This is a genomic window from Candidatus Electrothrix sp. (assembly GCF_052785085.1).
In genome coordinates this window covers 1-14,604 of the sequence record NZ_JALAAI010000100.1, presented here as the reverse complement: position 1 = coordinate 14,604, position 14,604 = coordinate 1, and the positions used below count along the sequence as shown (strand labels likewise).

The following is a 14,604-nucleotide window of genomic DNA, read 5'->3' as shown; positions in this document are numbered from 1 at the left end:
GATTGACAGAAGCGGGCTTTTAGCTTGTTAATTTGGTGACCGATTTTTTTGATTGGTTTTGAAAATGTCATATGTCTCTCTGTAGCTTATTGATGTGAAAATTTCATTATTACAAGAAATCAATAGCCGTGTCAATATGTTATGACATCTGTGGCTAAATTAATTTTCTGAATTCTCAATAAATACAACTCGTTCATAAAGGCCAAGCCTTAAAGTCGTGCCATTAGGCCATAGATCTTAAAATAAAAGAGGGTGGAAAAGCCGATCAAGGCTCCCAGGCCATAGCCGAGAAAGCCCATGAAAAAGGACTCGGCCAGGATGATCCTGGTGATCTCGCTGAAGCGGGTGCCAATGGCCAGCATGATCCCAAACTCCCGCAGTCGTTCCAATACTGAAACCAACATCACCCCGAAAATGCCCAGAGCAGCCACGCAGAAAATCAACATATTGGTGACCATATTAAAGACCTTCATCATTTCTCTGGATTGGAGCAGGGCCGGGTACAGTTCATCCCAACGTTGTACATCCAGCTCAGGGAATTGGCGGCTCAGATCCTCTTGTACCTGGGCAAGTGCGATTTCATCATGGAGCAGGACCGCGATCTGGGCTGCTCCGTTCTCCACCGATAAGAGCCGTTGCATCTGCCCCTGACTGAGCAAGACTGCATGTTCATCCAGAGCCATATTATTGGTTTTGAGGATACCGCTGATCCTCACCGGCAGGGAGGAAACCTCCTGCTGACTGTCCTGGGCCGAGATAATAATCTTGCTGCCTATTCGGACGTGTAGTTTCTCAGCCAACTTATAGCCGATAATGGCCCGGCGTCCCTTTTTACCAAAGGTAAACTCGCCCTGATCCAGATAAGAGCCGAGCTGACCGTGCTGTTCTTCTGCCTCCAGATCAATGCCCAGCAGGACCGCACCCCGTGAGTAGTGGGCGGTCGCCACCAGACCATCTTGCTTGAGGCGGGTGACTGCGGTCTTGACCCGTGGATCCTTGCTAAGGACTGCCAGCACTTCCTGATCCCTGGTGATCCAGCGGGACAGATCAGGATCAAGGCGATAGCCTTTACCAAACAGAGAGATATGACCGCTGTCACTGCGCAGGGCATTGGCAATCATCTGTTCGGTCATGCCGTCATAGATCCCTTCCATAAAGAGCAGGCCCCAGAGGCTGACCGCGATCATCAGCACCAGCAGGACTGAACGGGTGCGCCGCCGGGTCAACGAGGCCCAGGCGATTTTGGTTGTTGTTGTGAACATGGTGTGTATCCTCTGTATATCTTTATGCGGAAGGTTAGTGATTTTGTTCCTGCTGCATATACCACAGAATCTTTTTTGCGCAGAAGCTGTCTTCCCAGAAGATGGCCGAAGCCATAGCCCCGGCTATCAGCAGAACCGGAACATCAGCTTTACTGCCGAAGGAGTCAGTGGAGAGTTTGACTGATCCGTTGTGGACGGTTCGGGACATAAAATGAGATATTGTGTTCATAATTTCCGCCCTCTCTGTTTGGAGCGAATCAATTTGGGGCAGACGTTCTTGCGTTCTTGATATATAGTGGTATATGATCTTTTCAGAACCAATCTTCCAGTGTCAAACCAACAACTCTTTGAAATTCTTTTGTGTTGTTGGTGACCAGCGTGGCATGTAAGCTCAAAGCCATGCCTGCAATAAGGGTATCATACGGGCCTATAGGAGTTCCCTGCTTCTCTAAATCTGCTCTGATCGTTGCTGCCGCTTTAGCTTCACGCAAGGTAAAGGATTGAACGGTAATTCTTGAAGTGAGTGCTTCAAGTTGCTTTTTTCTTTTCTCAGGATTGTTTGATTTTGCAATTCCTACTTCAAGCTCATAGAGAGCGATTGAGGGTATAGAGATATCTTTTGGCGACTTAGACAGTAATGTTTCGGCCACCTTACCAATATCTTTAAAGAAGTAAATCAAGGTATTTGTGTCGAGGAGATACATTTCACAGTCCTTCCCTCGGGTTATCATGGCCGACATTTGACCTGATTTCTTCAATGCTTGGAAAATCATCCTTCCAGCTTCCTGCCAGCTTCACAACATCCTGAGGCCATTCAGTCATAATCTTTTCCTCAATAAGCCCTGCGATCCACTTGCTGACAGAAAGACAACTTGATTTTGCAGCTTTTTTTAGTTTGTTTTCAGTTTCATTATCAAGATAAATGGTTACCTGCCCCATACGCTTACCTCCATATATTTATAATATAATTGGAATTATAATTGCAGAGTGACGGTTTGTCAATTCTTCTCTAATTCTTCAAACATGGTATTTCCTCATTATTCCGCAGCACATCAGTTCTGCGACGATTTTTAGTTGTCCGCCGGAGCGTCTTTCGGGCCGGTTGCGGTGAATCCCTCGTGAAACATGACGTTGCCCTGCGGTATGTTCCCGTCAAAGGAAAGAGCAAAGAACACTTCCTACGGAACGCCCTCAAGAGCGAGGTCTTCAACATTCTTGAACCCGAATTGTCGGTAGTATTCCGGGTGCCCGACCAGGCAGCAGCCTTTGGCCTGGAGTGCTCGCAAGCGTGACAATCCTTCCTGGATAAGTGCCTTGCCAATCCCCTGGCGTTGAACGTCCGGGAGCACGGAAACCGGGCCGAGTCCGTACCAGTCTGTGGTATCGTCCGATATGGTTACCGGAGAAAAGGCAATATGGCCTACAACACGGTCGTCTACCTCCGCAACCAATGAGATTGTCAGGGCATTGGCAGTGCGTAATGCCTCAATGATGAATTGTTCAGTGTGGTTGCTGATCTCCATTGTTGCGAACGCTGCTTGGGTTACATCCGAGATGGCACTATGGTATGTTTCTTTTTCGTCTCTGATCAGGACGTTTTGTGGTTTCATGAAAGAATCTTTCGTTTTTGAAAAGAGTAGTAAATTTTGCTATCAGGCATTTTCATTATAGAATTGTGATGCCACCAATAAGGGCGGCTATGACGATAGAGCCGAGGGCAAACCAACGTCGATTCTTAGACTTCTCTAACAAACACCAAATCAAACCAGTAGCAATCACCACAGACAATGAACTGAGTCCTACTACATTTTGGTGACCGGTGAACCACGTCCAGTTAAATTTAGCAGGGAGCTTAATTATTGAAAACAAAAATGTTAACCAGAGTATAAAGCCAATTAAAAGACGACAAAACAAGTCCAGTCTCGCTATGCTTTGCTTCATTGCAGCAACCTTCTGCTCGTGCATAGCTCGCTCTGTTTGAACAATATCAGCACCAAAGCCAGCAAGTCTTTTTAAAATTAGGTTTTTGCTTTCAAGGAGCAGTGGAAGAATTCCTACTTCAAAATGATGTTCTGATCTTGATTGAACAATATAAGCGGCAGCACTTGCCGACATACTAACCTTGAGTACGCCAAATGATGATGAATTTCGGATAGCATCTTCAATAGTAGATAGACTATTTTTAAGCTCTTCCTTAGACTGCTTCTGAATCTGTGTCTTGGTCAAATTCAGACGATTGAGAGTCTCTTTAAAGAACGGCTCCATCTGAGCATTTACCTCCTCGGATAAATGACAGGTTTTCTTTTCGTGTCCCATGACTTTTCCGCCTAACAGTATTGATTTTCTATGCTATTGCCAGCAATAACCCTGCGCATTTTTTAGTTACAGCCCCCAGGCAACCGCTTAAATCACACCACCGCAACAGCAAGAAATTCCACCCCGTGCCGATCTGACCCCTTGATCAATTCCGGTGCCTCTCTTCAGCCATGCTGCTGTAAAAACGATGGAAGATTTTCAGGCCGGAGTAACTGTTTTTTTACATCCTCCCGGATGCAAGATCATAAATTTCCTTATCTCTGCGCGGCCCGACTGCGAGCACGTACACGGTAGGTAACAGAGGTCTCTGTGACCTGATAAACCACCCGGTAATCTCCTATCCGCAATTTCCGAAACTCGGACAGGCTGCCGGAAAGCGGTGCGCCGAACTGCATGGGAGCACGGGTCAGTTTTGTGTCTATGGCCCGCAGGATGCGTCGGGCTGCGGACGGACCGACCCTCTTTAGGTCATTCTCAACGCCGGGATGATAAATAATAGCCCAGTTCATTTGCCGAATTTCTCCAGCATCTCTTCATGAGAGATGGCCTCTTCCGGTTTGAAGGTTTTCAGGCGGGCAAAGGCAAGGGCGGCCAAGCGCAGATCCTCCAGCTCTTCTTCCAAAGCTTCATATGCCTCGAAAGAGAGCAAAACTGCTTTAGGTGCGTTGTTTTTTAAAATGATGAGTTTTCCTGTCTCACCCTGTTCCAGGGAATCAAGAGCAGCAGCTGTTTTTTTGGCCAAAGCGGTGGCGGAAAGATAGTCGGTGGCGGGCATGGTATTGTTCTCCTAATAAGGTATATAATTATTCGCATAATAATATGTATTATAGTTAGACGATTCTGGTCGGTCAACTGCTGAACAGTTGCAGGATTTTTTCGCTCAGAATTTCCTAATGAATAAAATATCACGGAAAGTCGTCTTAATCGACCTCCACCGCCTCAATCTCGCTACCATCGGTGAGCAGGAGATATGACTTCAGCTTGGGCAGGCGTCTGATATCGGCAAGTTCCTGATACTCCCTGATCTGTTCAACCCCTTCAGCGCGTTTTTCCGCCATCCCTTTTTCCCCGTCTTTTTTCTTGCTGTATTTCAGCTCAAAGAGAAACTGATATTGCACCTCAATGGGGTTACGCTCCAGCAGGAGGATATCCGGGTAGCGGTTATTTACCTCGGGCTCGCTCTGAATGAAATAAACCTCGGATTGGTAGAGCAGAGTCAGAATCACGGCCTTGATGTGCTTTTCATCCATGCGCATGAAATCCCGGTTGGAAAAGAGTTCCAGTACTCTGCTGATTTCCTTAACCAACGGTTTTATATTATTATGCAGAGCCAGTTCAGCCACAGCGTTTTCAATGGCGTGGCTTGAGACCGTAATCCGGCTGCGTTGTTCAATCTCTGCTCTGAAATAGTCATAATACAGCTTCTGAACAACATAATTGGGCACCCTGTAGCGGTACTGACTCAGCATCGTGCCGCTGAGAGTGATAAAACCCATAGAGAGGAGCAGACTGATAAAATCGTTGCGTTCAAAGGGCTTGTTCATGTCCAGATCAAGTTTTCCCTTATGCCGTCCGAGAATCTCGCCTTCGGTGATCAACTCCTCAAGAGTTTGAAAATTTTTCTCCCGGTCGCCGACCCCGAAGAGCCGCATGATTTTTCCGTAATCCGAGGCAATGTTATCATCCAGCATCCGTTCTGGAAAACAGCACTCTTCCATATCAAGATGTCTGATAAAATACAACACCATATCCGGGTTAAAAATTTTCTCATCAGCACGGCTGCTGAATCGGTAGCCGTTATACCATCTGCCGAGGGTAGACATCACCTCCTGATTATCAAGCCCGCAGTTCTTGACAAAAGGCCGAATCATCGCTTCTGTTTCCTGGCTGGTAAAACCCATTGCCCGGTTGAAATCCCGATGATAAGTGATGTTATCGCCGATATTAAAACCGCTGGTCATGCTGTCCAGAGTAATAGAGGTCACGCCGGTGAGAAAGAGGCGATCCACTGTTCCACGACCTGCCGCAATTTTGATGGTTTCATAAAAAGCGCGAACAACGCCTCCCTTGCCCACGATTTCTGTGAACAGCTCCAAACTCTCTCCGAGAATGGCATTAGCGAAATGGTCGTATTCATCAATGAGCAGATAGATTTTATTCCCCCGGCACAGGCGGAACAGGCAGTCTGTTTTTTCCTGCGGACTTTCTTTGGCCCTGATCTCAGCAGCAGCTTCAGGGCCGTAATCATAGCGTTCCAGAAAATCAAGCAGACAGCTTTCAACCCTGCCGGTGAAATTGCGGAGTACAGCTTCTGTGTCACCGGTTGCTATTCCGCTGAAATCAAAGGCGAGCACCTGATAGCTGTTGTGCAGCGGGGTGGGATTTTCTCCTATGGCGAGGTTGCCGAAGAGCGCATCGAATTCTTCTTCAAAGTTAATATCATAATAATACCAGAGACTGGAAAGAAACAGGCTCTTACCGAAGCGGCGGGGCCGGAGCAGGATATTGTAGCTGGCGTTTTCTTCCAATGCCACGATATATTCGGTTTTGTCGATATAGAGAAAAGCCTGCGTGATAATTTTTTTAAAGTTGCTCTCGCCGTAAGGAATTTTCATATCTTTCCTTCCTCAATAAGCCCTGCGATCCATTTGCTAACGGAGAGACGGTTTGATTTTGCAACTTTTTTTAGTTTGTTCTCAGTGTCGTCATCAAGATAAATGGTTATCTGGCCCATAATTTTTCCTCCGCATCGTAGACAACTTATTTATTTTCAGATGCTGTAATCCATTGCATTGTGTTGCTGGATCTCATTTCACTGTAATATCAAAATAATAAATCCAATTACAGTTAAAGCAAAATTCAGTTGAAACAAATGGAACCATTTTAGCGATTTGTTTTTTCTTTTACAAATATCGTGGTATTTCAAAACAGTAGAGAAAACATAAAACGGCGAAACCCAAAACTTGTAATAGCTGAATTCTCTTTCGGCTTCCAAAACAGGCCTCATCTTGAAGTAATAAATCAATATGTTCCCAACCACAGGGAGCATTATCAAATTTTCAAAATTCATTCTGATGCCACCATATTTATCTTCTCTGTATGTAATCGCTGTGTGATCAATAAAAGGGTTCATGCTTTCCTGGAAATCACTGCAAATTCACTGGATTTCTGATCATAAGCGCTGCCTGCAACGTCGGAATACAGCCCTTTGATGGAGAAGCCAGCCGCAACAAATTCGTTTTCAAGGTCTTCAGGGGTAAAATGCTGAAACCAGTTGTAGACCTCTCTGGTACGTTCAGGTTCAATGATTGTGTACTTATCCAAAATGACCTTCTCTTCATCGTATTTGAAGGTATTCACAAAACCGTAATACTTGTTCGGCGACCAGAATCCGTTGAGTTGGTTCAGCTCATAGGTCGCGCTCTCTTCCCGTTGTTCAAACGCTGAGAGAGAGTTCACATCAAGCAGGACCGATCCTCCTGGTTTGAGCATGTTATGGAATTTGCTGAGAAGCATCTTGCGTTGCGTCGGGCTGAGGACGCAGAAATCACACATAATCATCACAACAAGATCGAACTGTTCTTCCGGCTCAAATTCCAGGTAGTTCTGGTTCAGATAGTTGATATCCAACTGCTCACGGGCTGCAACTTCTTTGGCATAGTCGATGGAGCTCCTGGAGAAATCGATACCGGTCACTTGTGCGCCGTGCTTCGCCAAAGCTGTTGCATAGAGTCCCGGACCACAGCCGAAATCAGCTATCCTGGTGTCCTTGCCGATATTGAACTGCGCCGCGATCCATTCCACTGATCGCTTGATAAACTCTGCGTTTCGCGAAGAAACATCGATATCCCCATTAAGATGGTATGAAAGCATCTGCTTCGATGTATGCTCATCTGTCCACAGATCACTTGCCGTGTAATACTGGAAGGGTTCAGGGCGTTGGTTGATATTCTCTAATTCTTCAAACATGGTATCTCCTCATTATTCCGCAGCACATCAGTTCTGCGACTATTTCTAGTTGTCAGCCGGAGCGTTTTTCGGGCCGGTTGCTGTAAATCCTTCACGAAATAGGACATTGCCTTGTGGGATGTTCCCGTCAAAGGAAAGCACAAAGAACACTTCCTGCGGAACGCCCTCAAGAGCGAGGTCTTCAACATTCTTGAACCCGAATTGTCGGTAGTATTCCGGGTGCCCGACCAGACAGCAGCCTTTCGCGTGAAGTGCTTTCAGGCGTGACAATCCTTCCTGGATGAGTACCTTGCCGATCCCTTGGCGTTGAAAGTCCGGGAGCACGGAAACAGGACCGAGTCCGTACCAGTTTGTGCTGCCGTCCGACATGGTTACCGGAGAGAAGGCAATATGGCCTACAACACGGCCGTCTACCTCCGCAACTAATGATACTGTTAAGGCATTGGCAGTTCGTAATGCCTCAATGATGAATTGTTCAGTGTGGTTGCTGATCTCCAGCGTTTCGAACGCTGCTTGCGTTACATCTGAGATGACGCTATGGTCTGTGTCTTTTTCGTCTCTGATGAGAACCTTTTGTGTTTTCATGGAAAATTTCAGTTTGTTTTACAGGATGGCTCACGCCAGCTTCAGCCACGCGAGGAACGAGCGTCGGTTGGAAGCAGTGGTTAGATCATTGCCAAGCAATATAGTTTGAAGAAAGACGTTTGAATCGACTATCGAAAACGCATTTACCCGTTTTTTCAATATGGTTGACCAAAAAATCCAAGCATTCAATTAGTCTGCTGTTTACAACACTCTGCTTTACTATCTCCAATGCTTCTTTCGCTTTCCTCCGACAAGAAGCATCATCCAATTTTCGTTGTATTTCGTAATGTGTCAACGCTGCCATAGCATTTGGTGTATATTTATCTCCAAGAAGAGATAGTATCTGCTCATAATAAACTTTCCCCCGAGGAGATATTCCATCACAATAATTAACATCTCGGCCAATACGACACATTAATATGACTTTTACGAGCTTATCAGCATTGTTTTGTAATATGTCGTTTTGTTCGTGGATGTAGGAAGAAATAAGATCTGCAACGGGTGCTTCGTGATGAAAATTATCCCAACCGCTATGCTTTTCCAGAAGTTGATCAAGTAATGTGTCAACCATTATGGCTCTTTCATTTGGTGTTCTGTATGAATTACCATCAACAACCTGTAAAAATTGTTCACCAAGTTGATACTTATCTTTATGTAAGTTTGTATTGTAACCTTCTAAGATGATGCCGATTTTATATTTTGGGTCATCTGAACAGTTGGACCAGATGGTGGGCGCAATAACTGATATGTTTTTCCGGACTTGGGGGTCTGTACCAGGAGACACAAAAATCCCGAAAGTTGTTCGCAGGATACTGGCAAGATGATGACTTGCCAATTCTCTAATTTTGCTCTCTATCGTTCTCTGGGTAGCAAGATCAATAGGGGATGTATACGTTTTAAGGTTTTGAATAAATACTTGAACTTGAAGAGCGGCTTCAGTTGGCTGATCATTTAAGACATCTTGGATACAGGTCTGAAGCCAACCTAACAGTTCGAATGCATTGATAGTATAGTTTGTTGGATGAGAAATGCCTATATCATTCCGCATTTCAAGTATATGCTTGAGCTTCTTATAAGTAGTATCAGAGATAAGTTCAAGTTTTCTGCAAGTATCAAGCAAAACGGCATCTTTTAAAGAAGCCAGATCTTCTTCAGTCTTATAAAAGTCCCTAGCTTTCCCACCCACTGCTGAATCAAAAAAAATATCTATCCCATATGCAATGGCTTTTTTTCGAAGGTCTAAAACGACTTCATTCCAAATGGCATTTAGTGAATAATCAAACAAGCCAAAGCCTGCACCAACAACAAATTTTGACAAATACCTTGCATCTTTCTTTATTTCATGTGGAAGCGATTCAATATATGAAGGTAAATTTTGTCCGATAATATTTCGTTCTGATTGTGCGGCGATAATATTATCACAAGGCAAACCAATATGCTGAAGAAAATCAACAGCTCGCTGTGCTTGTGGGTCTACAAGATCAGTTGGATTGACTTTTGTGAGATCATTCATGTTTTGCTCCTTCTCTGATTTGTCGGTATTAATAAACGGAAAGCTTCCCATGCCATTGCCAGCAAGCTTGCCGCATTTTCTCCTTCCGCCCCCCAGACAACCACTTCAATCACACCGCCGCAACAGCAAAAAATTCCACCCCGTGTCGATCTGACCCCTTGATTAACTCCGGTGCCTCTCTCCAGCCATGCTGCTGTAGAAACGATGAAAGCTCTTCAGGCCGGATACTCCACAACCACGGCTCGCCGACAACTTTCTGGAGCCAAAGCATCAGCCCTGTCCATCGTCCGACATCTGGCCGACCATCTTCGCCGCTGGGAATGTAGGAAAAGGCGATGCGCGATCCCTGACCGACACTTGCCGCGCATTGCCTGAACAAGGATTGCACAGCTTCTGTTGCTAAATACATGACAAGCCCTTCGGCAAGGATAACACTTTGCGCCGTTACGTCCCAATTCGCATTTGTTCTCAGCACATCAGACAGTTCCCTCTCACCCAAATCTTCCGCAATCAGGTGAAGATTCTCACTCGCTCCTAACGCCTCAACTCCTTTCTGTTTCAGAGAAGATGTGGCCGGATGATCAATCTCGAAAAAACGTACTCCCGGAAACTCCAGTGCCAATCGACAGCACAAGGTATCGTATCCTGCTCCGAGGACAAGCACCTGGGTCGCTCCGCTGCTGATACTGTCCCGTACCTGCTGTTCACAAAACGCCTTGCGATGGGCAAATGCCTCAAACTGGCCCGGCAGCATCCAGTCAAAGGCTTCATACACAGCAATCATTCGGGGAGAGCGGGCCAACCGGACTGTCCTTTCCCCGGCAGCACCTGATACAACAAGTAACCTTGCCGTGGCATCAACAATCCCGCGAGGAAGAACTGTGTCCATTCCGGGTTGTGAGCCGAGAGTGACAATGTTCAGAGCGACCTTGCGGGCCGTCATGCTCGGTTTGTTGTGCTTCATCTGATAATTTTTACGATTTCCGCTTCCTTTCTCTTGGGCACAGAAGGGATATTTTCCGGGTAGCCCAGGATGATCGGAGCCACAATAGTGCAGTTGTCCGGTATCGCCAGCTCCCTGAGCATCTCCGGGTCATGTATCTCAGTACCGAGGTTCACCCAGCATGTTCCCAGACCTCTGGAGCTTGCCGCCAGCATGAAATAACCAGCTGCCAGGGCGCAATCAACATGGAGATTTTTCAGATGAGAAAGTCCGAGAATCATCATCAGGCACGGCGCATTGTAAAAGACATTGAACGACTCATTTTGCAACATCCCCTGATATTTCTTGGCATAATCATCAGGATTCGCTGCAATGCGGGCCAGGATGTTTTTCTTGCTCTCGTCCGAGATTTTCTGCAGCATCTCTCTGTTGTTAACGATGATAAACTTCCACGGCTGTTCATTGCCTGCATTGGGGGCAAGCGTGCTTTCCTTGATCATCTCCTGGATAAGCTCGACCGCAACAGGTTTGTCCTGGTATTTTCTTACGGAGCGTCGTTTTTTTAATAATTCTTCATAGGTCATTGCGTTGTCTACCTCTCTGTTACATTCGTTTACTCACAGCTCTTGCACGTCTGAATGCTCCGTTCAGACGAGTAAATACAGTGTTCAGACATATAAAAGCTCTCAAGATACGTTTGAATCCTCTTGTTCAACATGCAAATGCTCCAAACATACGTCTGTTTGCTCTTGAGCAACGTGTAAACGCTATGTTCAAACATGTAAATGCTCCTGACAAACGAGTGAACAGAGCTTTTGCTTGTTGGGAAGCTCCTGACATATGTTTGCTTGCTCTTGAGTAACGTACAAACACTGTGTTCAAACATGTAAATGCTCCTGACAAACGAGTGAACAGAGCTTTTACTTGTTTGAATGCTTCTGACAGATGTTCCTGGTTCCCAAGCTCCAGCTTGGGAATCCTTTGTTTCTGAAGCTCTGCTTCTCACTGAAGCGAAGCTTGGGCACCAGCAAATTTAATCACCTCCGCATATGAGATGATTGACTGAAATTATGTTTTTCTCAGCATTGTATGTTAAGGACGCTCTAGCACCCAATATTATTATTGATTGATCATTCCACTGCGGTGGAGATATGCACAAGATTTCACCTTTCGAGTTATGTATTTTGCACCCTTGTTTTAGTGCAAATAGTACTTCACTTATACATTCATGATTCTTACTGTAAACTTTTTCTATGCAGCCAATGCCCTCTTCGCCTGGGCCTAAGCCACACTTGGTGGTTTCAGTTTCGTACTTCTTCATGTGCTGCCAGTCGCGGCCCCGGAATTCATGAATGAATTGAGCGTACCTCATAGTAAATTCACCTCTGTATTGAGGCGGGGTTTCTTTAGCTTGCAGCGTGAGTGGAAGAAGTATTACCACTAAAAGTAGTCTGAACATATGTTCCTTTTATGCATAATTTCTCGCATTAGCGGCACATTGTTTTCCTGGTTCCCAAGCTCCAGCTTGGGAACCTTTATTCCTGAAGCTCTGCTTCCCTTATGAAGCCGAGCTTCACGGCGTTAGTACCCAAGCAGAGCTTGGGCACCAGTAGGAAACAATATTTTCTACCTGCCCCTCCTACACATGCCGCATAGCCTCAACAGGTCGATACCGATTAATCTTCAAGATCGGATACAGCGTAGACAGCACGGAGAGAACAAACATCACCACCATATCACGGAGAATAACCAGAGGCTGAAAAGCCGTGGGCATTGCCGAAACCGCCAAGCCATACTGCTTAAACTGCTCTTCAAAGCCAGACATGGGAATAGGGTTGAGGTTAAAATAATAGGCCACAGCTCCCCCGATCAACCCGCCAAGAACCACGCTTACAACAGCCAGCAGAACACTTTCCAGCATCAGCATCCCAAGAATCTGTTTCGGGGTGGTACCAATGGCCCGCAGCACTCCGATTTCCCGAATCCGGGAATAAACCGTCAGCAGGGTGTAGATCATAATCACGAAAAAGATGACAATGAAAAAGATTCCCAGGGTGATATAGCCAAAGACCGAGTCCATTTGCATAGCCTTGACCAATTGGGCCATGATCTGTTGCCAGCTCTCTACAGCGTATTCCGAGCCAAGAGCCGTGCTGATTTGTGCCGCCAAGGCCTCAACCTGCTCAGGACGCTCTGGCATGACAATAAAATGGGTGGCATAATTGGTGGCTGCCATGATCTCCTCAAAATAGGCCAGATTGAGAAAAGCCGTGGAGGTATCAAATTCGTACAAGCCGGTCTGAAAAATACCCTTGACCCGCAGGTTATCAGCAGCAAAGGAGTAATCAGCCCCGTTGCCCACAAAGGCAATCTCATCCCCTATCCCAACCTTGAGCCGCTTTGCCAGCTCATTGCCGATATACACCTGATTGGTATCCTCAGCCGTGAGATATTCCCCCTCCTGTAAAGAGGCACTGATTCGGGACAGGCCAGCCTCTTTTTCCGGTTCGATCCCGGTAAGCATCCCGCCCACAGCCTTTTCGTCAGCAGAATAAAGGACAAAGGATTCAAAACGGGCAGCAGAAATGGCAATGCCTTCTATGCCTGCCAGTTTTTCCCGGATTGTGGTGCTGTCAAAGATCAGGTGTTCATAACTGGGTTTATCACGGAACTCCTTGCCGGTAATCTGGAGATAGCCCGGATAGATTTCCACGGCATTTTTGATCATGGTCTGGTGGGAGCCGTCCAGCCAGGCTGAGGCAAAAACCAATAGCGCAGTTGTCAGGCTGGTCAACAGCACCGTGACAATGGTCCGTTTTTTATAGGCTGCTATGTTTCTCAAGGCCATTTTCATGGGAGATCCTTCGGCGTTCTGTTTTTTCGATGAGTAGGGGCACGGCGTGCCGTGCCCCTACAAAAAACATCCTAATCAGAATAACGTTTCAATGCCCTTTTGCTGAAATAGGATTCACTGACCGGGCCATCAAAAACTGCATCAGACACCTCCATCACTGTCTGATGACCTGCCTTTTCCGGCTCTTTGGGATCCATAACCCATTTGGTGGGATAAAAACGTTCACCAAAGGGCTGAACCTTGGTATAGGCCAGTTCCCGGATCAGCATCCCCTCTTCATCAAAATAGCGAACCTTGCTTGGCAGGTAATACTGCTTTGATATATCCATGATAATCTTGCCCCAGACAACCGCAGCCTCTTCCTTGGGGAGCAGCTCTGCGGTATACACCTCTTCTGTCTCGTTCAGCAGCTTGACCGTGTAATCCTCACTGATAGAGCTTTCCCGCACCAGATCGTCATTGCTGAAATCACTGCCCATCCAGCTCTGGAGCATCATGGAGGCCGGGATCTTGATTGTCTTTTCTATGCGGGGCACATATTGCCACATGGAGTTATCCATTTTCAGAAAGGTGATGCCCTTGTCCTTGCCCGGATAGAGGATCTTAATAAAAGATTTATCCTTGCCCACGGACCAGCTTTCCATTTTCATGGTACGCTCGGCCCGCTTGGTCTTGACCGTCATAGTGATCTTCATGGTTGCTGTTTTACCGTTCAGGTTATCCTCAACCTTTTTAATGATCTCTGCGGCCTCATCAGCAAAAGATGATACAGGCAGCAGGGTAAGCAGCATCGCTACTATTATTGCCAAGTGTGTTGCTCTGTGTCGTCTTCTATGTTGTCCCATTATTTATTCTCCTTGAAAAGATGCGTTATTATATCCTATGAATACGGGGTTTCTTTCCAGATGCTGTGATTTACCAGTCCGTACTCTTTCAATATCGTTGCTAAGCGGAGTCCAATCTCGCTTCAACAGGGATCAATGGTTTCTGCCTCATGGAAAAGGTGGATGGTAACCGTTCACCCCCCTCATTCCACACAAAAAAAGATTGGACAAAAAAAGAAGATCACGATAGTTTAAGGGTCACAACGTTTTTTACGAGATCTATCCACGTTCTGAGTTCGCATGCACCTATCCAGAGAAGAGTTGCGAAAAATAGATAA

15 protein-coding genes and 1 pseudogene are annotated in these 14,604 nt (G+C 46.1%); all 16 read right to left on the bottom strand.

Going from position 1 to position 14,604, the window contains the following annotated elements:
* Positions 1-209: 209 nt before the first annotated feature.
* On the bottom strand, positions 210-1,262 hold the full coding sequence (locus tag L2082_RS14440) for an ABC transporter permease (protein ID WP_446011127.1): 1,053 nt from the start codon (positions 1,260-1,262) through the stop codon (positions 210-212).
* 34 nt (positions 1,263-1,296) lie between these two features.
* On the bottom strand, positions 1,297-1,491 hold the full coding sequence (locus L2082_RS14435; RefSeq protein WP_446011128.1) for a hypothetical protein: 195 nt from the start codon (positions 1,489-1,491) through the stop codon (positions 1,297-1,299).
* Between the two features lie 82 nt (positions 1,492-1,573).
* Positions 1,574-1,966 (bottom strand): PIN domain-containing protein, encoded by a 393-nt coding sequence (locus tag L2082_RS14430; protein WP_446011129.1) that lies wholly within the window; start codon positions 1,964-1,966, stop codon positions 1,574-1,576.
* 1 nt (position 1,967) lies between these two features.
* A complete protein-coding gene (locus L2082_RS14425) occupies positions 1,968-2,201 on the bottom strand; it encodes a CopG family transcriptional regulator (protein WP_446011130.1) in 234 nt (77 codons plus the stop codon).
* Between the two features lie 131 nt (positions 2,202-2,332).
* Positions 2,333-2,872: pseudogene (locus tag L2082_RS14420) on the bottom strand (GNAT family N-acetyltransferase).
* 55 nt (positions 2,873-2,927) lie between these two features.
* A complete protein-coding gene (locus tag L2082_RS14415; protein WP_446011893.1) occupies positions 2,928-3,578 on the bottom strand; it encodes a hypothetical protein in 651 nt (216 codons plus the stop codon).
* Positions 3,579-3,832: 254 nt separating this feature from the next.
* Positions 3,833-4,087, bottom strand: a complete 255-nt coding sequence (locus L2082_RS14410) for a type II toxin-antitoxin system RelE family toxin (RefSeq protein ID WP_446009463.1) — start codon at positions 4,085-4,087, stop codon at positions 3,833-3,835.
* Positions 4,084-4,353: a type II toxin-antitoxin system prevent-host-death family antitoxin gene (locus tag L2082_RS14405; protein WP_446009464.1), complete on the bottom strand. Its 270-nt coding sequence runs from the start codon at positions 4,351-4,353 to the stop codon at positions 4,084-4,086. Before L2082_RS14405 ends, L2082_RS14410 begins: the two co-directional genes overlap by 4 nt.
* Before the next feature lie 145 nt (positions 4,354-4,498).
* Positions 4,499-6,193, bottom strand: coding sequence for an AAA family ATPase (locus tag L2082_RS14400; RefSeq protein ID WP_446009465.1), 1,695 nt, complete (start codon positions 6,191-6,193; stop codon positions 4,499-4,501).
* A gap of 514 nt (positions 6,194-6,707) precedes the next feature.
* Positions 6,708-7,547: an SAM-dependent methyltransferase gene (locus L2082_RS14395; RefSeq protein WP_446009466.1), complete on the bottom strand. Its 840-nt coding sequence runs from the start codon at positions 7,545-7,547 to the stop codon at positions 6,708-6,710.
* 45 nt (positions 7,548-7,592) lie between these two features.
* Entirely contained in the window at positions 7,593-8,132 is a 540-nt protein-coding gene (locus L2082_RS14390) for a GNAT family N-acetyltransferase (protein ID WP_446009467.1), read from the bottom strand.
* 85 nt (positions 8,133-8,217) lie between these two features.
* Positions 8,218-9,645, bottom strand: coding sequence for a hypothetical protein (locus L2082_RS14385; protein ID WP_446009468.1), 1,428 nt, complete (start codon positions 9,643-9,645; stop codon positions 8,218-8,220).
* Positions 9,646-9,754: 109 nt separating this feature from the next.
* Positions 9,755-10,609: a class I SAM-dependent methyltransferase gene (locus tag L2082_RS14380; protein ID WP_446009469.1), complete on the bottom strand. Its 855-nt coding sequence runs from the start codon at positions 10,607-10,609 to the stop codon at positions 9,755-9,757.
* Complete coding sequence (locus L2082_RS14375; RefSeq protein WP_446009470.1) at positions 10,606-11,172, bottom strand: nitroreductase family protein; 567 nt, start codon at positions 11,170-11,172, stop codon at positions 10,606-10,608. Before L2082_RS14375 ends, L2082_RS14380 begins: the two co-directional genes overlap by 4 nt.
* 1,055 nt (positions 11,173-12,227) lie before the next feature.
* Entirely contained in the window at positions 12,228-13,442 is a 1,215-nt protein-coding gene (locus L2082_RS14370; protein ID WP_446009471.1) for an ABC transporter permease, read from the bottom strand.
* A 71-nt stretch (positions 13,443-13,513) separates the two neighbouring features.
* Entirely contained in the window at positions 13,514-14,287 is a 774-nt protein-coding gene (locus L2082_RS14365) for an outer membrane lipoprotein-sorting protein (RefSeq protein ID WP_446009472.1), read from the bottom strand.
* Positions 14,288-14,604 lie beyond the last annotated feature (317 nt).